We start from the raw sequence: 21,299 nt of genomic DNA on the forward strand, positions 1-21,299 counted from the left end.
TGCCGTGCCCGACGTATGCCCGATCAGCGCAGCACCTCGACCAGCGCGATCCAGGAGATGAGCAGGGACGCCGCGATCGCGCCGATCGCCCCGGCGGCGAACCAGCCGAGGGCGCTCGGCTGTCCGGCCAGGAGCAGGATCCCGCCGACGAGGTACGCGAGCGGCGCGACGAACCCGATCGCCGCCTTCACCGGCCTCAGCCTGTTCTCGGGGCTGGGGTTCGCGTAGATGGCGCGCGTCGCGACGCCGCCGACCGCGCCGCCGATCGCACCCGCGACGATCATGATCGCGCCGTACGCGGCGGGCGCGAGATGCGGGACCAGGCCCAGCGCCGATCCGGTCAGGGCCAGCGCGAGGCCGACGATCCCGGAGGCGAGACGTGCGGTGAGGAAGCGGGCCTGGATGATGACCTCGATGTTGACGCTCGCCGCGACGATCACGAGGCCCGCGAGCGCGGAGGTCGCGCCGACCATCGCGACGTCGAAGTCGTTCCAGCCGTCCAGATAGTCGCTCACCGCTGCCGCCTGTCCCTCGAGGGCCGATCAGCGCCAGCGTAGACCGGCGGGGAGGGCAGCGGCCACCGCCCGCGAGCGTGAGGATTCCGTCCGGAACGGGCGTGAGGATTCCGTGAGGGCGCCGCGATCGTGCGGGATCCGCGCCCTAGTCTTCGACTGTGACCACTCGCGCCGCCGCCCCGCATCCGCTCCGGCTCGCCCTCATCGTCGGAGCGCTCGGCGTCGTGTTCGGCGACATCGGCACCAGCCCGATCTACACCCTGCAGACGGTCTTCGACCCGCACGATCCGCATCCGGTGCCGCTCACCACCGAGAACCTGTACGGCGTGGTCTCGCTCATCGTGTGGTCGGTCATCCTCATCGTGACGGTGACCTACGTGCTGCTCGCCATGCGGATGGACAACGACGGCGAGGGCGGCATCATGGCGCTGCTCACGCTCGTCCGGCGCTGGGCACCGGCGGGACGCACGCGCACGGTCGCGGTGCTCTCGGGCCTCGCCGTGCTGGGCGCCGCGCTGTTCCTCGGCGACAGCATGATCACGCCGGCCGTCTCGGTGCTCTCGGCGGTCGAGGGGCTCAAGACGGTCGATCCGGAGCTCGCGGACTGGATCGTGCCGATCACTGCGACGATCCTGCTCGCCCTCTTCCTCATCCAGAAGCTCGGCAGCGGCGTCGTGGGGCGGCTGTTCGGACCCGTCATGGCGGTCTGGTTCGTCGTCGTCGGCGTGCTCGGGATCGGCGGGATCGCCCATCAGCCGCAGATCCTGCTGGCGCTGTCCCCGACCTACGCGCTGGGGTTCATGGTCGGCCACTTCGACATCGCCTTCTTCGCGCTCGCCGCGGTCGTGCTGTCGGTGACCGGCGCGGAGGCGCTCTACGCGGATATGGGGCATTTCGGACGCAAGCCGATCTCCCTCGCCTGGCTGTTCGTCGTCTTCCCGGCGTGCGCGCTCACCTACCTCGGGCAGGGCGCTCTGCTCCTCGAGGACCACGCCAACATGTCCGCCCCGTTCTTCCTGCTCGCCCCCGAGTGGGGGCGGATCGCGCTCGTGGTCCTGGCGACCGCGGCGACGGTCATCGCCTCACAAGCCGTGATCTCCGGTGCGTTCTCGGTCGCCGCCCAGGCCTCGGGGCTCGGCTACCTCCCGCGGCTCCGCGTCACCCACACGTCGGCCGAATCGCACGGGCAGATCTACGTCCCGTGGATCAACTGGTTGCTCATGGTCTCGGTGATCACCCTCGTGTTCGCGTTCCGCAGCTCGGCCTCGCTCGCGTTCGCGTACGGGATGGCGGTGACCGGCACCATCACGATCACGACGATCCTGTTCTTCTACCTCGCACGGCGACGCTGGGGCACGCCGATCTGGATCCTCGCGATCGGCGCCGCGGTGCTGCTCACGGTCGATCTGCTCTTCTTCGTCGTGAACCTGACCAAGTTCGTGCACGGCGCGTGGCTGCCGCTCGCGATCGGGCTCCTGGCGTTCACCGTGATGACGACCTGGCAGCGCGGACGGCAGCTCATCACCGCCCGTCGCACCGAGGCGGAGGGGTCGCTCACCGACTTCGTGGCGAACCTGCGCACCCACCCGAAGCTGGTCGACCGCGTGCCGGGCACCGCGATCTTCCTCAACCCGCGCGGGCGTACGACGCCGCTCGCGCTGCGTGCGAACGTCGAGCACAACCACGTCCGGCACGCGCGCGTGATCATCCTGTCCGTCGACGTGCAGAACGTCCCACGGGTCTCCGCGGCGCAGCGGTGCGTGGTCGACGATCTCGGCGATCCCACGGACGGGATCATCGCCGTCGAGGCGCGGTTCGGCTACGCGGAGAAGCCGGACCTGCCCCGCGCGCTCCGCTCGATCCCGCCGGAGAAGACGCAGGGCTGGATCGATCTGGACCGCGCCACGTACTTCCTCTCGAAGATCGAGCTGCGGGAGGGCCGGGCCGGTGGCATGGCCCGCTGGCGGAAGCGGCTCTTCCTCGCCGCGTCGCACATCACCTCGGACGCGAGCGACCACTTCGGCCTGCCGCGCGACCGCGTGATCGTCATGGGCTCGCAGATCGAGCTCTGAGGCGTGCGGGCTCAGACGACGGCGAGCGCGTCGATCTCGACGAGCATCTCCTCCCGGGGAAGGCCCGTGAAGACCGTCGTACGCGCCGGGAGCACGCCGCTCGGCGTGTGCGCGGTCACGAAGGCGCCGTAGGCCTCGTTCATGATCGGGAAGTCCTCGCGCTTCGTGAGGTACACGCGCAGCATGACCACGTCGTCGAAGGACGCGCCGGACGCCTCGACGATCGCCCGCACGTTCTCGAGCGTGCGGGTCGTCTGCGCGGCGACGTCGCCCCGGTGCAGGTACTCGCTGGTCGCCGGGTCGACAGGGCCCTGGCCGGAGACCTGCACGATCGGACCCTTGCGCACGCCCTGCGAGAACACGTGCGCGGGCGGCGGGGCGTCGGTGGTGGAGATGCGGGTCTTGTCGGTCATGGTCGATCCTCTCGGTCGGCGGCCGGACGCTCTGCCCAGCCCAGGTCTGCGGACGCCCCGCCCGTCGCCGTCATGAGCTGCGGCAGGAGGGCCAGCACCTCGTGCGCGGGCAGCGACAGGGTCGGCACCGAGACCGACGCGGCGGCGACGACCGTGCCGGCGCCGTCCCGGATGGGCGCCGCGATGCAGTTGATGAACGTCTCGTGCTCGGCGCTGTCCCGGGCGAAGCCGTCGGCGCGGACCCTGTCCAGCTCGGCCAGGAACTCGGCGGGCGTGCGGATCGTGCGATCCGTGAACGGCTCGTAGTCGATGCCCTCGGCGATCTCTCGGCGGGCTGCGAGGGGGAGGTCGGCGAGCAGCACCTTCGCGACGGCCGTGCAGTGCAGCGGCGCACGCAGCCCCACGCGGGAGTACATCCGGATCCCGCTGCGCGCCTCGAGCTTGTCGATGTAGACGACGTCGCCCGATTCGTAGGCCGCGAGATGCACGGTCTGCCCCGTCTGCTCGTTGAGGCGCTCCAGGTGCGGGCGGGCGACCTCCCTCACGTCGCGCTGGGCGAGGGCGGCGCCGGCGAGCTCGAACAGGCGGCTGCCGAGCCGATAGCGGTGCTGCGCGTCGTGGGTGACGAAGCGCTGGGCCTCGAGCGTCTGCAGCAGGCGCAGAACGGTCGACTTGTGCACGCCGAGGCGCTCCGCGCACTGGTCGAGGGTCTGCGCATCTCCCTGCAGGGCGGCGAGCAGGTCGAGGGCGCGGGTCACGGTCTGGTTCATCGGTCTGCTCCCGCGGCGACGTGGTCGGTCGTGGAGGCCAGGGCGCGCGCGGCGGCGCGGTGTCCGCCCTCCACGGCCTCGTCGAGCGGCAGCCCGTCGAGGATCCCCGCGAGCAGCCCCGAGGCGAAGGCGTCGCCGGCGCCGATCGCCTCGACGACGTCCACGCGCGCGGGGGTCGGCACGACGACGCGATCCTCGCCGTCGAAGGCCACGACCGCTCCGCCGTTGTCCTTCACGATCAGACGGCGCGGCTCGGGGAAGGCGCGACGCAGTTCCTCCGCGGTGCGGATCCCGAACACCTCCTCCGCCTCGTCCAGACCCGTCAACGCGATGTCGGCGCTGCGCAGGAAGCCGCTCAGCAGGGTTCGCCCGTGCTCTTCGCGGTCGGACCACAGCGCGGGGCGCCAGTTCAGGTCGAACGAGATCGGCACCCGCCCGCGCATCGCCGAGACGAGCGCGCGCTGTGCGGCGGCCGCGTCGTCGGAGAGCGCAGGAGTGATGCCCGTCGTGTGCACGAGCGACGCCTCCGCGAGCGCCGCGGCCACGGCCGGCTCGTCGAGGACGGCGGGACGCAGGTGGGCGCCCGCGGATCCGGTCCGGTAGTAGTGCATGCGGCTGCGCCCTGCGCCGAGGTCGGTGGGTGCGGATCCGTCCCCACCGACCTCCTTCACGTAGACGCCGGTGCGGTGCGCCGGGTCGACGGCGATCGCGCGCGTGTCGACGCCGAGACGGTCGAGCTCCTCCCGGATGAACCGACCGAACCCGTCGTCGCCCACGCGGGTGATCGCGGTGACGGGGACGCCGAGCGCCGCGAGGCCGACGGCGACGTTGGTCTCCGCGCCACCGAGCGAGCGGGTGAAGCCGGGGGAGCGCTCGAGGGCGCCCGGCCGGTCCTGGACGAGCACGACGAGGGCCTCGCCGAACGTCACGGCGGTCGGGGTCGATCGCGCGGTTGCAGACGGGGCCATGCTCTGAAGCGTAGATCAGGGCTGCAACCCGATGCAACCGAGATTGCAACCAGCGCAACACGTGTCAAGATGGATGCGTGGATGCTTCATCGAGTGCTGCCCCGTCGTCGTCCCGCCGCGAGCTCTCCGCACGCGACAAGTCGTTCCCTCCGGCCGCCTACGGGCGGACGCTCGAGGACTTCCTCGACGGCGAGCCGGTGCGCTCGGACTTCGCGACGCCCCTGCTCACGCTCGACGCCTCGGCCCTGGCCCACAACGTCGAGGCCATGACCGCCTGGGCGGAGGAGGCCGGCGTGCTCCTCGCGCCGCACGGAAAGACGACCATGTCCCCGGTGCTGTGGAACGAGCTGATCGACGCCGGCGTCTGGGGGCTCACCTTCGCGACCGCCTGGCAGGCGCAGGCCGCGCGGGCGAACGGCGTGCGCCGGATCCTCATCGCCAACGAAATGGTCGACCCGGTCGCGCTGCAGGGCATCGCCGCCTCCCTCGCCGCGGATCCCGAGGCCGAGATCCTGTGCTGGGCGGACGACGTCGCCACCGTGCAGGCGATGTCGGCCGCGCTCGGCGAGCCGGATCGGCCGCTTCCCGTGCTCGTCGAGCTCGGCGGAACGGGCGGCCGGACGGGCGCCAGGGACCGCGCGACCGCCCGGGCCGTCGCCGAGGCGATCGCCGCCGCGCCGGCGCTCGTGCTCGCGGGCGTCGGAGGGTACGAGGGGGCGCTCGCGCACGACCGCGAGCCCGCCTCGGTCGCCCGCGTCGACGGCTACCTCGCCGACCTCTCCGCCCTGCACCGGGAAATCGCGGACGCCGGTCTCTATCCGGAGGGGAGGACTCCGGTCGTCACGGCCGGGGGAAGCGCCTACTTCGACCGCGTCGGCGTCGTGCTGCCGCCGCGGTGCGCCGATGCCGACGTCGTGGTGCGATCCGGGGCCTTCCAGATCCACGACGACGGGTTCTACGCGGGGATCTCGCCCATGGGCCGCGTGGTCGGATCCGCGCCCTTCCGCTCCGCCATGCACCTCTGGGCCCGCGTGCTGTCGCGCCCGGAGCCCGGGCTCGCGCTGCTCGACGCGGGCCGGCGCGACGCGTCGTTCGACGAGGGGCTGCCCGTCGCGCAGCGCATCGCCGGACGCTCCGAGAACGCCGCCGCCCTGCGTGGAAGCACGGTGACCGCCCTCAATGACCAGCACCTCTTCCTCCGCCTCGGCGACGACGTCGTGGCCTCCGGGGACGCGGAGCGCCTGCGGGTGGGCGATGTCGTGCGCCTCGGTCTGTCCCACCCCTGCACCGCCCTGGACAAGTGGCGCCTGATCCCGGTCGTCGCGGACGCGGACGCCGCCGATCCCCGCGTCGTGGACGCGGTCGAGACCTGGTTCTGAGCATGCCGGACACGCTCTTCCGCTCTGCCACGGTCGTCGACGGCACCGGCGACCCGCGACGCACCGCGGACGTCCTCGTGCGCGGGGACCGGATCGAGCGGATCGCGCCCGCGGGGTCGCTCGCCGTCGCGGCCGCGGACGTCGCGCAGGAGGTTCCGGCGGAGGGCCTCGTCCTCGCGCCGGGCTTCATCGACATGCACGCCCACTCCGATCTCGCCGTGCTCGCCGATCCCGTGCATCTGGCGAAGGTGGCGCAGGGCGTCACGACCGAGGTCATCGGCCAGGACGGGATCGGCTATGCACCGGTCGACGACGCCGTGCTCGGCGGGATCCGCCGGCAGATCGCGGGATGGAACGGCCATGCCGACCTCGACGTCGACTGGCGAGACATGGCCGGCTACCTCGATCGGCTCGGCCGGGGCACCGCCACGAACACGGCCGTGCTCGTGCCCCAGGGCAACCTGCGCCTGCTCACGGTCGGGTCGGGGAACCGTCCCGCGACCGCGGCGGAGATCGACCGGATGCGCGGGATCCTCGACGACTCCCTCGCCGCCGGTGCGGTCGGCCTGTCCAGCGGGCTCACCTACGTGCCAGGGATGTACGCTGACACGGCCGAGCTCACGGCCCTCTGCGAGGTCGTGGCCGCGCACGGCGGGTTCTACGCCCCGCACACGCGCTCGTACGGACGCGGAGCGCTCGACGCCTACGCGGAGGTCATCGGCATCGCCCGGGAGACCGGCTGCGGACTGCACCTCGCCCACGCGACCCTGAACTTCGCGCCGAACGCGGGCGCCGCTCCACGGTTCCTCGACATGATCGACGCCGCGCTCGCCGAGGGCGTCGACCTCACGATGGACACCTATCCGTATCTGCCCGGGGCGACGACGCTGGTCGCGCTGCTGCCGAGCTGGATCGCGGCCGGCGGGCTCGACGCGCTGCGGGAACGACTGCTCTCCGGCGAGGAACGGGACGCGCTCGTGCAGGCCCTCGACGTCGACGGTTGCGACGGGTTCCATGGCGAGCCGGCCGACTGGACCACGATCCAGGTCTCCGGGGTGGGCGATCCCGCGCTGTCCGCCCTCGTCGGTCGCACGATCGCGGAGATCGCCGCTGGGACGGGCGAGGCGCCGGTCGATGCGATGATCCGCATCCTCCTCGCGGACGATTTCGCGACGGGGGTGCTCATGCACATCGGCCACGAGGAGAACGTCCAGGCGATCATGCGCCACCCGGTGCACACGGGCGGCAGCGACGGGATCCTCGTCGGGGACCGCCCGCATCCCCGATCCTGGGGCACGTTCCCCCGCTACCTCGCCCGCTACGTGCGGGAGCAGGGGGTGCTCACGCTCGAAGAGGCGGTCCGGCACCTCAGCGCGACCCCGGCCCGCCGGCTGCGGCTCGCGGATCGGGGCCTGATCCGCGAGGGGTACGCCGCCGACCTCGTGCTCTTCGATCCGGATCGGATCCAGGACCGCGCGACCTTCGCGCAGCCGCGGCAGGCCGCCGAGGGCATCGCGGGCGTGTGGGTGGCCGGTGCGCGTGCCCTGCGCGACGGCGTGCGCACCGACAGCCTGACCGGGACCTGCCTGCGCGCGGGCGGAACGACGGCGGCAGCGACCGCCGCGCGAGAGGAGCACGCATGACCGCCGGAGTGATGGACCTGCTGCGCGAGGACGGGGCTCTCGCCCTTCCGCGCCTGGCCTCGATCCCGGATCCGCTCCCGCTCCTGCACGCGCTCGCCGCGGGCGGGATCCGCGTCGTGGAGTTCGCGTTCACGACGCCGCGGGTGACCGCGCTCATCGAGGCGGGATCCGAGGTGGCAGGCGTCCGCGTCGGCGCGGGCACGGTGACCACGGCGGCGCAGGCCAGGGACGCGATCGCGGCGGGGGCCTCGTTCCTCGTCACGCCGGGCGTGGTGGACGAGGTGGCGGCCATCGCCGGCGCGCACGACGTGCCCGTCGTGATGGGTGCGCTGACGCCGACGGAGGCGCTCGCCGCCGTGCGGCTGGGCGCGGCGGCCGTGAAGATCTTCCCCGCGGAGACCGTGGGGGCCGCGTACTTCCGGCACCTGTCCGGGCCGTTCCCGGACATGCCCCTGGTGGCATCGGGCGGACTGCACGACGGCAACGCGGCCGAGTACCGCCGCGCGGGAGCCCTCGCGGTGACCGCAGGATCGAGCGTCGTCTCCGCCGCCGACGTCGCCGCGAACGACTGGGAGCGGGTGTCCGCCCGGGCCAGAGCCTTCGTCGTCGCCGCTCGCGGCTGAGACGGACGGTCCGACGCCGGATCAGACGAGGTTCGCGGTGATCTCCGCGATGTGGGCCGCCCGTGCCGCGCGGTCGAAGGGCTTGCCGGGAACGCCGGGGATGCGCTGCCACGGGCGCGGCCCGTCGGCCGGCCGGTACTCGACGCCCGCGGCGTCCAGGCGGCGCAGATGCGCCCGCAGCCGTTCCGGGAACGAGGCCACGTCGGCGTCCTCCTGACCGCTCCAGAGCGCCTCGGCGAGAGCGCAGGCACGCGGGAACACCTGGTAGTCGATCCGACGGGCCGAGTCGACGTGCTCGGTCCACAGGTTCCCCTGCCCGCCGAGGATCCGCTCGCGGTGCTCCTCCTCGAGGGCCGCGGGGATCGGATCGAAGGCCCGCACGTCGGCGACCGTCGTGACGACGCCGACGGGGATCGGCTCGTCCGGAGCGTCGGACTGGCGGTAGTCGAGGTAGACGGTGTCCTCGGGGCACATGACCACGTCGGATCCGCGTCGCGCGGCGAGCACGGCGCCCGTGCTGCCGCGCCAGGACGCCACGGTCGGCCGGTCGAGGAGGCCGCCCTCCAGGATCTCGTCGAAACCGTAGAGGGTGCGGCCCCGCGAGCGCACGTGGGCGTCGATCCGCGCGATGAACCAGCTCTGCAGCTCGTCCTCCGTGGCGAGACCGAGCTCCCGCATGCGCTCCTGCGTGCGCGCATCGGCGCGCCACTCGTCCTTGCGGCACTCGTCGCCGCCGATCCCGATCACGGGGGAGGGGAAGATCTCGATGATCTCGTCCAGCACGTCGCAGAAGAAGGCGATCGTCGACTCCTCGACGTTGAGCGCGTGCGGATTGATCCCCCAGCGCGTCCACGGGGAGAGCGGCTCCGCAGCGAGTCCGAGCTCCGGATAGGCGGCGATCGCGGCCTGCACATGCCCGGGAAGCTCGATCTCGGGAACGACGCTCACTCCGCGTGCGGCGGCGTACGCGACGATCTCGCGGAGATCGTCCTGCGTGTAGAAGCCCCCGTGGGGTCGTCCGTCGTCCGTCGCGTCCGGTCCCGCGCCGAGCTGCGAGGACGAACGCCAGCCGCCGACCTCGGTGAGCCGCGGGTGACGATGGATCTCGACCCGCCAGCCCTGGTCGTCGGTGAGGTGCAGCTGCAGCACGTTGAGCCGGTGCATCGCGAGCAGGTCGATCAGGCGCAGCACCTCGCGCACGGGGAAGAAGTGCCGGACGACATCGAGCATGAGGCCGCGCCAGCCGAAGCGCGGGGCGTCCTCGATCCGCACGGACGGCACCACGAGCGGGGAGGATCCTCCGGCGGCGGGCGCGCCCGCCCGCCGGTGCACGGCATCGGGCAGCAGCTGGAGGAGGGTCTGCGCCGCCCACTGGGCGCCGCGGGGGCCGCCCGCCCCGATGCGGATCCCCTCGGAGTCCACGTCGAGCGTGTAAGCCTCGCCGCCGAGGGTCGCGTCCACGACGAACCGGATCCCGCCCTGCGTTGTCCGAGCAGGCGCTGTCCCGGCGTGCGCCGCGTCGGCGCCGTCCCGGTCCGGGAGGGACGCCGCGGGTCGGATCGGGAGCGGGAGTCCCGAGGTCGCACGCAGACGCTCCTGCAGCCGTCGGGCCGCGTCCTCCAGGGCCGCGTCGGCGTGGATCTCCGTCGTCGCGGTCAACGGGAACCCGCCCCGGCCGGATCGGAGGTGCGCGGGCTGGGGCAGAAGGTTCATCGACGCCGCTCCTTGTTGCGTATGGTGCAATTCGATTGCAGTATCCGGAACAAGCCTAAGGTGACGTTAACGTGCGGGCAATGTCGGCCCGCGGGAGACGTCATGTGCGCCGTCGGAGGAACGGGGGAAGGGCTCTCGGGACGCGTCGGCGCGCGGCTGCGACGCCCGTCCCGACCATCCCTCGGAGCTCGGAAAGACGACTCTGGAGGGCTCGAAAGCCCCCTGCGGAATCCGTCGTGTTCTCGTGGTTTGCCGACGAAAGGCAGGACGGGTAGGAGCCATCTCCACGAAATAGGGAGGATTCATCCGGATGCGCTCATGTTCGAACTCATCCGGGATTCATCGGAATCCGCCCTATGCAGGGGGTGTTCGCCGGTGCTACTTTCCGTCTGTCATCCCCACCTACCCGAACGATGAGACAGGGGCACGAATGACTTTCGATGCGCGCGAGACGGACACGTCTCTCCAGAGGGCGATCGAGTACCAGGAGCACGCGCTGCAGGCGGGCGGCGTGAGCAAGGCGGGCTCGACGCTCATGGCGGTCGCCGGCAGCGCGCCCGCCTACTCGATCGCTGCCAGCACGGCCCTCCTGATCGGCGCGGCCGGCGTCGGCGCCCCGGCGGCGCTGCTGTGGTGCGGCATCCCGATGCTCGGGATCGCCTTCGCCTTCAGCCATCTCGCCCGCGTGGACAGCCACGCCGGGGCGTCGTTCTCCTGGGTCGCGCGCGGCCTGCATCCCCTGCTCGGCTTCTTCGCGGGCTGGGCGCTGGTCATCTCGGCCACGGTGTTCATGGTCGCCGGCGCCCTCCCCGCCGGCCAGATGACCGTGTCGCTGTTCGCGCCGAAGCTCGCGGGCGACACGCTCCTGGTCACGTTCGTCGGATCACTCTGGTTCCTCGTGATGGCCGCCGCGGTGATCTTCGGCGTGCATACGACCGAGCGGGCGCAGTGGATCATGTCGGTCGTCGAGGTCGGCATCCTCGTCGTGTTCGCCGTCATCGCGATCCCGCGGGCGATCACCACCTACCATCACGGCGAGACGTTCTCGTGGGACTGGTTCGGATTCGGGCATCTCACCGGGGCGGGCGTGTTCGTGGCCGCCGCGCTCATCGCCGCGTTCTACTACTGGGGCTGGGACGTCACCGCCAATCTCGGCGAGGAGACGAAGAACGCGCACAAGACGACAGGACTCGCCGGCATCCTCGGCATCGTGATCGTCTTCATCCTGTTCGAGGTCTACACGACCACGACGCTCGTCATGCTGCCGGGCAAGACGATCGAGGAGAACAGCGCCAACGTCCTCACGGTGCTCGGCGACGCGATCATGCCCGGTATCGGGGGGAAGATCCTCATCATCGCCGTCGCGCTCTCCACGATCGCGACGCTCGAGACGACGCTCGTTCAGGTGAGCCGCACGCTGTTCGCGATGGGTCGGGACCGCACGATCCCCTTCGCCTTCGGCAAGATCAACCGCCGGTGGAAGACCCCGGTCTTCGCGACGCTCGTCGTGGTCGCCGTCTCGCTGCTGCTGTTCGTGCTCGCGAACGTCTTCGGCGACAGCGTTGGCCAGATCCTCGGCTGGGCGGTCTCGTCGATCGGACTGCAGATCGCGTTCTACTACTCGCTCGCGGGCCTGGCGGTCGTCGTGGGATTCCGCCGCGTGATCTTCCGCTCGGTGAAGAACTTCTTCTTCATCGGCCTGTGGCCCGCCGCCGGGGCGGTATTCATGATGTACATCTTCTTCGCGTCGATCCCGAACAACGAGCCCGTCGTGAACTACCTCGGCATCGGGCTGCTCGTGATCGGCGTGGTCCCGATGATCCTCTTCTACCGCAAGGCGAGGGACGCGTACTTCCGACGTCGCCCGCTCGAGGTGCCGGAGGACTTCTCCGCGTAGAGGGATCCATCAGAGCTGCGGGGCGGGACGTTCGCGGACATCCCGCCCCGCGGCCGTCAGCGCCGGGACTGCGCCCGCAGATACTCCCGCAGGCCCGGGATCGCGAAGGCGACGCGACCGTAGCCGGCGGACTCGACGAGGCCGGCGTCGATGAGGCGCGCGCGGTACTTGCCCACCAGGCTCGGGGTGGCCGTCATCCGGCGCCCGATGTCGCCGACATCGGTGATGTCCTCGTCGACGGTCATCGCGAGGAGGAAGTCCATGTCCCGTGCGGAGACCACCGCGAGCGCGGCGCCGATGACTGTCTGCTCGTTACGGCGGCGTGCCGCGGCGACGGCCTCCGCCACGGCGCTCTCATCGATCGGCTCGTCCCTGGACTCCGCCTCCCGCCACAGGCTGTAGCCCACGAGCTGTATGAGGAACGGGTAGCCGCCGGTGCCCTCGGCGGCGCGTCGCGCCAGCTCGGGCGAGATCGGATGGCCGCCCTGGGCGAAGAGGTCGGAGTAGGACTGCGCGGTCTCCTCGATCGATGCGGAGTGCAGGTCGATCCGGTCCGCTCGGCGCAGGAAGGTGGCGACGCCCTCGTTGAGGAGATCGGAGACGGCGGCCGGGAGGCCGGCGACGATCAGGGCGATCGGGAGCCCCTCGCGGATGAAGTGCTGGATGTTCGCGGCGAGCGCCGCGAGCTCGGTCCGCTCGGCGGCGTGGATCTCGTCGACGGTGATGAGCAGGCCCGTGTGCTGCTGGGCGAGCAGAGCCAGCAGCCGTTGCCCGAGCTCGCGCCAGCCGATCTGCTGCTGCGGCGTCAGCTGAGTTGTCACTCCGAAGCCGGCGGCGGTGATGCCCACGATCCGCCGGTGGACCGGTCCGTCGCCGAGCTCGGTCTCCGCGGCGCGCATCGCCTCGCCGATGCGTGCCGTGAAGCCGGGCGTCGCCGTCTCCGAGATCACCACCCACCCCTGGGCGCGCGCGAGATCCTCCGCGGCGCCGAGCATGACCGTCTTTCCGACGCCCCTGGCCCCCGTGAAGATGGTGAGCAGCCCGGGAGCACCGGATCCGATGCGCAACCCGTACTCGAACTCCTGGAGGAGCCCTTCGCGGCTGACGACGATCGGCGGGGTCGCCCCTGCGGTCGGGCGGAAAGGGTTCTGCATCGCGGCCCCTCGGTAGATCTCGGTTAATCCGGTCAATGTGGATAATCCTCGCGACCTTCACCACGATCCGCAAGCCGTTCCCACGGCGAATCCTGCGAATGCCGCTGATCGGGGCCCTGATCTGCGGAGGCCGGCCCGGTGCGGATTCCTCGTGCACGTCGCCGGCGCCGCGGAGACGGTGGCGGCTGTGGATCTGGTCTGGGCTGGGCGGACGGATCACGGTGTCGGCCGAGAGCGGAACGACGGAGCGCGGTGCTCCCGAGGATGCACCGCGCTCCGACCGATCCGCGTTTTCGCTCCCGGGTTTACTCCCGCCGGCCGCGGGCCAGGGCCCACGCGCCGACGCCGACGCCGACGAGCACGACGGCTCCGATGCCGAGCCCGATCCACACGCCGGGGTCGGCGCCCTCCGCCGGCGCCGCGGCGTCGGGCGCAGTGCTCGACGCCGCCTTCGGCCCGCACTTCGGGGTCGCGGAGCCGTGGGCCGCGGGCGAGGCGGACCCGTCCGGGGCGTACGAGAACGTGTAGCTGCCGGAGATCGGGTGGCCGTCCGACGACACGACCCGCCACAGCACCTCGTAGGTCCCGCTCGGGCCGAGGGCCGCGGGAGAGACCACGTCGGTGCCGTTGAGGTCGGGGCACGCGGTCTCGTAGTACTTCCGGTCCGGGCCGACGACCTGGACGACGGTGGCGCCGTCGGTGCCGAGCGGATCCGCGTTGAAGGTGAGGGTGACGGCGCTGAGCGTCTTCACGGTCGCCCCCGACGCCGGATCCGTCTGCTCCAGGGTGTCGTGCGCGCTCGCCGCAGAGGCTCCCGCCACCGCCAGCACGGCGCCGAGGCCTCCCGCGGCGAGCGCGGCGAGCAGCCGACCGCGGATGCTCACGCGTCGCGCCGCTTGCGACCGAGGGCGAGCGCGCCGAGCAGCGCCCCGCCCGCGGCGATCACGAGCGCGGCGATGCTGAGACCGAGGGCGAGACCTTCCGATCCGCCCGCGGAGGCGGTGTCGTGGTCGTGCGCGTCCGCGGCCGGGGTCGCCGTCGCCGCCGCGCCGCCGTGGTGATCGGCGGGCGGTGCGTCGTTGACCCACAGCACGGGCGCCGGTTCGAGCGTGTCGTCCTTCTTCACCTCTTCGGGAGTCGCCGACCACTCCACGACCTTCCCGTCGGAGTAGGTCTGGGTGGCGGGGATCACGATGTGACCGGTGTCAGGCACCGGACCGAGGGAGAGCGTGAACGTCTGGAACTGGCCGGGGGCGACTCCGCCCGCGTCGGCCGTGAACGTGACCTCGGTCGTCGCCTCGCTGATCGTGTTGCCCTCGACCGTGATCGGCTTCGGCAGCGTCGTCTTCGTGGCGGTGCCGGTCCAGCCCGCGGTCGGCTGATAGCTCACGCTGGTGAACGGGGTGTCGGAGGGGAGGTGGATGTCGAGCTTCACCGTGCTGGCGGTCGAGGACTCGTTCGGCACCCGGAAGGTGACGTAGGTCCACGATCCGGCGGAGGCCTGGTTGGGCGTCGCGGTGACGTGCGCGGACGCGGCCAGCGGGACGGCGAGGGCGAGCACGGCGCCCGCGGCGATTCCGGTGAGGACGCGGGAGAGGGTGGTGTTTCGCATGAGATGTCTTTCTGAGGTCGTGTGAGGGCACCGTGCGGCGGGCGCCGTCGGTGCGTCCTCCGCGCGGGGCGCGGAGCGGGGATCATGCCGCGAGCGGCGGTCCCCTCCGCTGCACGACCGTCAGCGCGAAACGGGAGCGGAAGGCGCGAGGAGCCGTCCGCGAGATGAGCCGGGCGCGGTGCGCCGGGATCGGGCGCCAGTCCAGGACGAGCGCGAAGACGCGCCGCCCCGCCAGTGCGAGCAGCGTGCGCACGGCCTGCTCGCCCCGCCCGAGGGCGAGCACCGTCAATATCGCCGCGACCCCGTGCGCGACCCACATCGCGGGTTGTGCGTGGTCCATACCCGAGCCGTCCACGGACGTCGCGCCGAACGCCTGCACCAGCGCGGCACCGTGCAGATGCCCGCCGGACGCGGAGAAGGATCCCGATCCGGATCCGAGGCCGACGAGCAGCAGGCCGTGGAACGCGAACTGGCTCAGCAGCACCGCGGCGGAGAGGCGGATCCAGGAGAGCCGTCGCCCGGCGAGGGCGATGCACACCGGAGCGGCGACGAGCAGCGCGAGCACGATCCCGATGAGGGGCGCCGGTGCGCCATCGGCGACCGAGTGGGACACGGAGGCGACGAACGTCGCGACCAGGGCGCCGACGAGGCCCCGGTACGTGCGACCCGCGCGCGTTCCCAGCACCCGCTCAGCCTACCCGGACGCGGGGATGCCCCCGTTCTGCGGCCTGTGGGCACAGGGAAGGGGGCGTCCCCTCGCTGATAGCCTTTTGCGGTGTCGAACCCTGAACTGACGACGGCTCCGCCGGCCATCGACCCCACGTTCGAGAACGTGTGGGACGAGCTGGTCTGGCGCGGTCTCGTCCACGTGTCCACCGACCAGGAGGCGTTGCGCGCCCTTCTCGCCGGGGATCCGATCACGTATTACTGCGGCTTCGACCCGACCGCGCCCAGCCTGCACCTGGGCAATCTCGTGCAGCTGCTCACGCTGCGACGCATCCAGCTGGCCGGGCACAAGCCGCTCGGCCTCGTCGGAGGATCGACCGGTCTCATCGGCGATCCCCGCCCCACGGCGGAGCGCACGCTGAACACCCCCGAGACGGTCAGCGAGTGGGTCGGCCGGCTGCGCAGTCAGGTCGAGCGCTACCTCAGCTTCGAGGGGGACAACGCGGCGCGCCTGGTGAACAACCTGGACTGGACCGCACCGCTGTCGGCGATCGACTTCCTCCGTGAGATCGGCAAGCACTACCGCGTCGGGACCATGCTGAAGAAGGACGCGGTCGCGGCTCGCCTGAACTCGGACGCCGGCATCAGCTACACCGAGTTCAGCTACCAGATCCTGCAGGGCATGGACTTCCTGGAGCTCTACCGCCAGTACGACTGCGTGCTGCAGACGGGCGGATCCGACCAGTGGGGCAACCTCACCAGCGGCACGGACCTCATCCACCGCGTGGAGGGCGTCTCGGCGCACGCGATCGGCACGCCGCTCATCACCAACAGCGACGGCACCAAGTTCGGCAAGAGCGAGGGCAACGCGATCTGGCTCGACGCCGAAATGTGCAGCCCGTACCGGATGTACCAGTTCTGGCTCGGCACCGCCGACGCCGACGTCGTCGAACGGCTGAAGGTGTTCACCTTCCTGTCGCGCGCCGAGATCGAGGAGTACGCCGCACTCGTCGAGGCGGAGCCCTTCCGTCGGGCCGCGCAGAAGCGTCTCGCGCTCGAGGTCGTCGCCACGGTGCACGGTGTCGACGCGGCGGCCGCCGTGATCGCCGCCTCCGACGCGCTGTTCGGCCAGGGCGATCTCGCCGCGCTCGACGCCACGACGTTGCGCTCGGCGCTCGAGGAGCTCCCGCACGCCGCGGTCGTCGCCGGATCCTCCGTGGTCGACGCGCTCGTCGCCACCGGGCTCGTCTCGAGCGCCTCGGAGGCGCGCAGGGCGATCGCCCAGGGCGGTGTCTCGATCGACGGCGCCCGGGTCGAGACGGACGACGCGATCGTCCCGCTCGGCCTCCCGGGCGGCGTATCCGTGCTCCGTCGCGGCAAGAAGACGCTCGCGGGACTGCTTCCCGCCTGAGCCTCCCGCCGACACGCCCGGACGACCTCGGGCGTGTCGGCACGGCGAGGGCGGGCCTCCGGGACCGCGGATCCGCGGCAGAGGGCGCTTTACCACAGGAGCGCAACCCCCCTTCCTCCGCACCGCCTCGGGCGTATCCTCGTTCGCTGACCCGGCTGAGCGTGAGCGCCTTCGCCGCCGGTGAGGGCGCGACATCGCTCGAGGAGTGAGCCTCATGAGCAGATCAGAGAAGCGGCGACGGACCCGGCGCATGCGCGTCGACGACGTCATCGTCGTCAAGAAGTCGCGCCTGCGCACCGCGATCACGGGAACCGTCGTCGGCAACTTCATGGAGTGGTTCGACTTCGGCGTGTACGGCTACCTGGCCGTCACCCTGAGCGCGGTCTTCACCGGAAGCCTGCCGGGCGGTCTCGGACTCCTGGTGACCCTGCTCGGATTCGCGATCTCGTTCCTCGTCCGTCCGATCGGCGGGCTCGTGCTCGGGCCGCTCGGCGACCGGATCGGCCGGCAGAAGGTCCTCTTCCTGACGATGACGATGATGGCGATCGCGACCGCGCTCATCGGCGTGCTGCCGACCTCGGCGTCGATCGGGCTGTGGGCGATCATCCCGCTGTACTTCCTGAAGATGGTGCAGGGCTTCTCGACGGGCGGAGAGTACGCCGGCGCGACCACGTACGTGTCCGAGTTCTCGCCGGACCGATCGCGCGGCTACTGGTCGTCCTTCCTCGACGTCGGCTCGTACGTGGGCTTCGCCGCGGGCGCGACGGTGGTCGGTCTGACCACCTGGATCACGCAGTCCGTGGCCGGGGAGGACGCGATGGTGGAGTTCGGCTGGCGGATCCCGTTCCTGATCGCGATCCCCCTCGGCGTGGTCGCGATCTGGTTCCGTGCCAAGATCCCCGAGACGCCGGCCTACGAGGCCGAGCAGACCTCCGAGGCGACGCCGACGGACGCCGACGATCCGTACGCGCGGCACGGCCTGGTCGGCATCCTGCGTCACCACTGGCGCGAGGTGCTGATCGGCGTCGCCCTGGTCGCCGCCACGCAGACCGCCGGGTATGCCCTCACGAGCTACATGCCGACGTACTTGGAGACCGAGGTGGGCGTCTCGAACGTCATGGCGGCGATCGCGACCGTCCCGGTCCTTCTCATCATGAGCGCGTTCCTCCCCGTGATCGGCAAGCTCTCCGACCGGATCGGGCGCAAGCCGGTCTACGCGATCGCGGTCGCCGCGACGATGGTGCTCATGGTGCCGGCCTTCGCGGTGATGCAGATCGGGCAGGAGTGGGCGGTGCTCGTCGCTCTCGCGATGGTCGCGATCCCGGTCGCCTTCTTCGCGGCGATCTCCGCCTCCGCGCTGCCGGCGCTCTTCCCCACCGCCTCGCGGTTCGGGGCGATGGCCCTCGCGTTCAACGTGTCCGTGTCGCTGTTCGGCGGCACGACCCCGCTCTTCAGCCAGGCGCTGATCCAGCTCACGGGGAACACCTACATGCCGGCGTTCTACATCATGTTCTTCGCCGCTCTCGGCGGGGTGGCACTGCTGACGATGCGCGAGACGGCGAAGCGTCCTCTTCTCGGCTCCTTCCCGACGGTCGAGACCGAGCAGGAGGCGAAGGCGCTCGTCGCCCATCAGGACGAGAACCCGTACCTCGACACGAGGACCATGCCGCTCGACCTCATCGTCGCTCCCGCGGTCGACTCCGAGGCCGTCCCCGCAGGAGGCGAGGCGGAGCCCGACCGGCCGCTCGCCGCTCGCTGAGGCCTCCAGACTCCTGCGGGAGCTGACGGGGCGGCGACGGGTGATGCGTCGCCGCCCCGTCACCTCGCGCGGCGGATCCCCGGCGGACGGGCCGTAGGGTCGGTGTCATGCCGTTCACTCCGAGCCATGCGGTCGTCGCGCTTCCGTTCGCGCGGACCCCGCTGGTTCCGGCGGCGGTCGCCGTCGGGGCGATGACCCCGGACCTGCCGTTGTTCACCCGCGGACTCGTGGTGGACTACGGCCTCACGCACGACGCGCGGGCGATCCCGCTCACCACGGCGCTCGCGCTCGCACTCCTGCTCGTCTGGCGCATGGTGCTGCGCCCCGCGTGCCCGCTGCTCGCGCCGCGCGCCCTCGGTGCGCGGCTTCCGGCGGAGTGGGGGCGCGGACCCGCCGCCGTACTGCGGGAGACGTTCGGATCGACCGGGCGGGTGCTGCTGCTCGTCCTCGCGCTCGCGCTGGGGGTTGCGAGTCACCTCCTCTGGGACGTGTTCACGCATGAGGGGCGCCTGGGCACGGCGCTGATCCCCGCGCTGGATCGCGCCTGGGGTCCGCTGCCGGGGTACAAGTGGCTGCAGCACGGGTCGAGCATCGGCGGGCTGATCGTCCTGGCGGTCGCGGGGATCGTCTGGCTCCGCGCTCGCACGCCCTCGCCGGTGACTCCTGCGCCGCTTCCGCTCCGGGTGGTGTGGTGGCTGTCGTTGCCGGCGACGCTCGTGATCGCCGTGCTTATCGGGCTCGCCGTCTACGGTCCGATCACGACGGACTTCACGGTTCAGCACCTCGCGTACCGGACGCTGCCTCTCGCGTGCGGCGTGTGGGCCGCGCTCACGCTCGTCCTCGCGATCGTTCTGTCGATCGCCCGTTTCCGCGGCCCTCAGCGCCAGGCGGCCTGATCGGTCCCCCACGTCCGGGGAGGGGCGAAGAGCGCAGGGCCGTCGGCCCAGGCGACGGCGGGGACGACCGTGCGGACCGTGACGCCGTCGACGTCGAACTCCTGCGTCTCCGGCTCCGCGGGTGGCGCGGCGACGAGCCCCTCGTCGGCGCGGGGGAGGGAGAGCAGTTCCGCGGCGACGCGGCGCAGCGACGTCTCGACGATCCAGCCTCCTCCCTCGTCCGCGCGGCGCCGCAGCGCGGTCGCGATCGCGGCGGCCAGCAGGTAGCCGGCGGTGTGGTCGAGCGCCTGGGCGGGAAGAGCGCCGGGCGTCTCGTCGCCGGACGCGCGCTCGATCAGGGCGATCCCGGACGCCGCCTGCACGAGACTGTCGAAGCCGCGACGATCGTCGACGCCCCAGGCCGAGAGCCGGGCGACGACCAGATGGGGGTACGCGTCGAGCAGCGCGGCCGGAGAAAGGCCGAGCTTCGCGAGACCGTCGGGACGGTAGCCGAGGACGACCACGTCCGCCGAGGACAGCAGCGCGTCCAGCCGGTCGCGCTGCGATCCTGCGTCGAGCACGGCGCTGCGCTTGCCGTGCCCCGTGTCCAGGTGCTGCCAGGGGAACTCCGCGAGGTGCGGCGGGTCGATGCGCAGCACCTCGGCCCCGGCCAGGGCGAGGGTGCGGGTGCAGACGGGGCCGGCGATGACGCGCGTGAGGTCCAGGATCCGCACCCCGGCGAGCGGCGCGTCCGGCCGGGACTCGGGCAGCGTGCGCCTCGGCGACGCCGTCGCTCGATCCCATCGGACGACCGGATCCACGCGGAGGGTTGAGTCGTCGCCCGCGCGCTCCTCCCGGACGGGGACGCACAGGCCGCCCTGGAGGGCGATCGCCGCGACCGCGGTGTCCGTGTCGAGCCCGGCCAGACGCGCACGGACGGCGTCGACGTCGCCGTCGTGCAGCGCGAGGGCGCGCCGCAGCGCCCGTGCGTGGGCGGGATAGTTGCCGTGCGTGCGCACCCAGCCGTCCGAGGTCCTCCAGAACCCCGACAGAGGGGACCAGGCGGCCGGGGCTCCGCCGTCGATGCGCAGATGCCGTTCGCTGCGGTAGGCCGCGGCGATCCGGGACGGGTCGAGGGGGACCGGGGCGGATCCGGAGAGCGCCGCAAGGGCGAGGGAGGCCGCCTGCACCCCGGCCCATGCGAGCTCGCCGACGGGGAGCCGGGCGGGAAGAGGCACCTCGGAGAAGGAGAGGTCCGCGCTCGCCGCGGGATCTTCGCCCAGCGCCGCCTGGAACCGCGCCAGCGTTGATCGTGCCGTTGCCGCTGTCATGCCCGCATCGTACGCGCGCGACCCCGGCGAGCGGCAGGGAGTCCCTGAGAGAGCGCCGCGCGACACGCCCGGGGGTGGGGGTGATTTGCCTGATCCCGGGGATCCGCGTAACTTATTACTTGTTCGCCCCAAGCGGTAGAGCGAAGGGCCGGAAGGCCTGACTCCCCAAGCGGCGAACAAACACCCTCCTTGCTTCCTCGGAACGAGGTTTCCTTCTTTGCAGGTTCTCCCTGCGAAGGGCGAGCGCGTGCGCTCGGGGTGTCCGCCCGCCGGAATCGTCGATTTGACAGTCTGGCCGGGAGGGCTAAGCTAGAGAAGTTGCCTCGGAAACGAGGAAACAAATCCGGATTCGTTCCTCACGGCATGTCGACTTGACATCCTGGATCGGGACGGGTAAGATAGAGAAGTTGCCCCGAAGGGCCTGGTCGCGAGACCAGGGGTCGGGAGCATCCGATCCTTGAGAACTCAACAGCGTGCACTTGTCAAATGCCAAATAAC

General features: G+C 71.6%; 18 protein-coding genes. 8 read left to right on the top strand and 10 right to left on the bottom strand.

All coding sequences use genetic code 11. The features are described 5' to 3' along the window. Nucleotides 1-23 precede the first annotated feature (23 nt). Entirely contained in the window at nucleotides 24-515 is a 492-nt protein-coding gene (locus Q0P88_RS08330; RefSeq protein WP_295013000.1) for a hypothetical protein, read from the bottom strand. Nucleotides 516-673: 158 nt separating this feature from the next. Between Q0P88_RS08330 and Q0P88_RS08335 the strand changes: the two genes are divergently transcribed. Further along, nucleotides 674-2,587 carry a potassium transporter Kup gene (locus Q0P88_RS08335; protein ID WP_295013002.1) on the top strand — a complete coding sequence of 638 codons (1,914 nt, stop codon included), beginning with the start codon at nucleotides 674-676 and terminating at the stop codon, nucleotides 2,585-2,587. An 11-nt stretch (nucleotides 2,588-2,598) separates the two neighbouring features. Here the strand turns inward: Q0P88_RS08335 and Q0P88_RS08340 are convergent, their stop codons facing one another. Genes Q0P88_RS08340 through Q0P88_RS08350 form a run of 3 tightly spaced genes read right to left on the bottom strand, consistent with a single transcriptional unit; the run spans nucleotide 2,599 to nucleotide 4,738 of the window. Next, a complete protein-coding gene (locus Q0P88_RS08340) occupies nucleotides 2,599-3,000 on the bottom strand; it encodes a RidA family protein (RefSeq protein WP_295013004.1) in 402 nt (133 codons plus the stop codon). Further along, nucleotides 2,997-3,770, bottom strand: coding sequence for an IclR family transcriptional regulator (locus Q0P88_RS08345; RefSeq protein ID WP_295013006.1), 774 nt, complete (start codon nucleotides 3,768-3,770; stop codon nucleotides 2,997-2,999). Before Q0P88_RS08345 ends, Q0P88_RS08340 begins: the two co-directional genes overlap by 4 nt. Next, complete coding sequence (locus tag Q0P88_RS08350; protein ID WP_295013008.1) at nucleotides 3,767-4,738, bottom strand: sugar kinase; 972 nt, start codon at nucleotides 4,736-4,738, stop codon at nucleotides 3,767-3,769. Before Q0P88_RS08350 ends, Q0P88_RS08345 begins: the two co-directional genes overlap by 4 nt. Before the next feature lie 77 nt (nucleotides 4,739-4,815). Between Q0P88_RS08350 and Q0P88_RS08355 the strand changes: the two genes are divergently transcribed. From Q0P88_RS08355 to Q0P88_RS08365, 3 genes are read left to right on the top strand one after another with little or no spacing between them, the layout of a single operon-like run. Continuing rightward, nucleotides 4,816-6,117, top strand: a complete 1,302-nt coding sequence (locus tag Q0P88_RS08355) for an alanine racemase (RefSeq protein ID WP_295013010.1) — start codon at nucleotides 4,816-4,818, stop codon at nucleotides 6,115-6,117. A 2-nt stretch (nucleotides 6,118-6,119) separates the two neighbouring features. After that, entirely contained in the window at nucleotides 6,120-7,760 is a 1,641-nt protein-coding gene (locus Q0P88_RS08360; protein WP_295013012.1) for an amidohydrolase family protein, read from the top strand. Further along, nucleotides 7,757-8,383: a bifunctional 4-hydroxy-2-oxoglutarate aldolase/2-dehydro-3-deoxy-phosphogluconate aldolase gene (locus tag Q0P88_RS08365; protein WP_295013014.1), complete on the top strand. Its 627-nt coding sequence runs from the start codon at nucleotides 7,757-7,759 to the stop codon at nucleotides 8,381-8,383. The genes Q0P88_RS08360 and Q0P88_RS08365 overlap by 4 nt, the downstream gene beginning before the upstream one ends. 21 nt (nucleotides 8,384-8,404) lie before the next feature. Here the strand turns inward: Q0P88_RS08365 and Q0P88_RS08370 are convergent, their stop codons facing one another. Beyond that, entirely contained in the window at nucleotides 8,405-10,096 is a 1,692-nt protein-coding gene (locus tag Q0P88_RS08370) for a beta-N-acetylhexosaminidase (protein ID WP_295013015.1), read from the bottom strand. Nucleotides 10,097-10,526: 430 nt separating this feature from the next. On the opposite strand from Q0P88_RS08370, the gene Q0P88_RS08375 reads away from it, so the two are divergent. After that, nucleotides 10,527-11,993, top strand: a complete 1,467-nt coding sequence (locus Q0P88_RS08375; protein WP_295013017.1) for an APC family permease — start codon at nucleotides 10,527-10,529, stop codon at nucleotides 11,991-11,993. A 56-nt stretch (nucleotides 11,994-12,049) separates the two neighbouring features. Here the strand turns inward: Q0P88_RS08375 and Q0P88_RS08380 are convergent, their stop codons facing one another. From Q0P88_RS08380 to Q0P88_RS08395, 4 genes are all read right to left on the bottom strand, one after another. Then, nucleotides 12,050-13,147 (bottom strand): ATP-binding protein, encoded by a 1,098-nt coding sequence (locus Q0P88_RS08380; protein ID WP_295013019.1) that lies wholly within the window; start codon nucleotides 13,145-13,147, stop codon nucleotides 12,050-12,052. 305 nt (nucleotides 13,148-13,452) lie between these two features. Then, nucleotides 13,453-14,031: a copper resistance CopC family protein gene (locus Q0P88_RS08385; protein WP_295013021.1), complete on the bottom strand. Its 579-nt coding sequence runs from the start codon at nucleotides 14,029-14,031 to the stop codon at nucleotides 13,453-13,455. Continuing rightward, a complete protein-coding gene (locus Q0P88_RS08390) occupies nucleotides 14,028-14,759 on the bottom strand; it encodes a YcnI family protein (protein ID WP_295013023.1) in 732 nt (243 codons plus the stop codon). The genes Q0P88_RS08385 and Q0P88_RS08390 overlap by 4 nt, the downstream gene beginning before the upstream one ends. A gap of 82 nt (nucleotides 14,760-14,841) precedes the next feature. Continuing rightward, complete coding sequence (locus Q0P88_RS08395) at nucleotides 14,842-15,444, bottom strand: hypothetical protein (protein WP_295013025.1); 603 nt, start codon at nucleotides 15,442-15,444, stop codon at nucleotides 14,842-14,844. 90 nt (nucleotides 15,445-15,534) lie between these two features. Between Q0P88_RS08395 and tyrS the strand changes: the two genes are divergently transcribed. The 3 genes from tyrS to Q0P88_RS08410 all read left to right on the top strand — a co-directional run bounded on the left by tyrS (nucleotide 15,535) and on the right by Q0P88_RS08410 (nucleotide 19,491). Beyond that, entirely contained in the window at nucleotides 15,535-16,836 is a 1,302-nt protein-coding gene (gene tyrS / locus Q0P88_RS08400; RefSeq protein ID WP_295013027.1) for a tyrosine--tRNA ligase, read from the top strand. A 214-nt stretch (nucleotides 16,837-17,050) separates the two neighbouring features. Further along, nucleotides 17,051-18,595, top strand: coding sequence for an MFS transporter (locus tag Q0P88_RS08405; RefSeq protein ID WP_295013029.1), 1,545 nt, complete (start codon nucleotides 17,051-17,053; stop codon nucleotides 18,593-18,595). Nucleotides 18,596-18,702: 107 nt separating this feature from the next. Further along, nucleotides 18,703-19,491 carry a DUF4184 family protein gene (locus Q0P88_RS08410; RefSeq protein WP_295013030.1) on the top strand — a complete coding sequence of 263 codons (789 nt, stop codon included), beginning with the start codon at nucleotides 18,703-18,705 and terminating at the stop codon, nucleotides 19,489-19,491. Here Q0P88_RS08410 and Q0P88_RS08415 read toward each other — a convergent pair. Then, nucleotides 19,473-20,801, bottom strand: a complete 1,329-nt coding sequence (locus tag Q0P88_RS08415; RefSeq protein ID WP_295013033.1) for a CoA transferase — start codon at nucleotides 20,799-20,801, stop codon at nucleotides 19,473-19,475. The two genes, Q0P88_RS08410 and Q0P88_RS08415, sit on opposite strands and share 19 nt — an antisense overlap. Nucleotides 20,802-21,299: the final 498 nt, after the last annotated feature.

Source organism: uncultured Microbacterium sp. (genome assembly GCF_945952435.1).
Classification (GTDB): Bacteria; Actinomycetota; Actinomycetes; order Actinomycetales; family Microbacteriaceae; genus Microbacterium.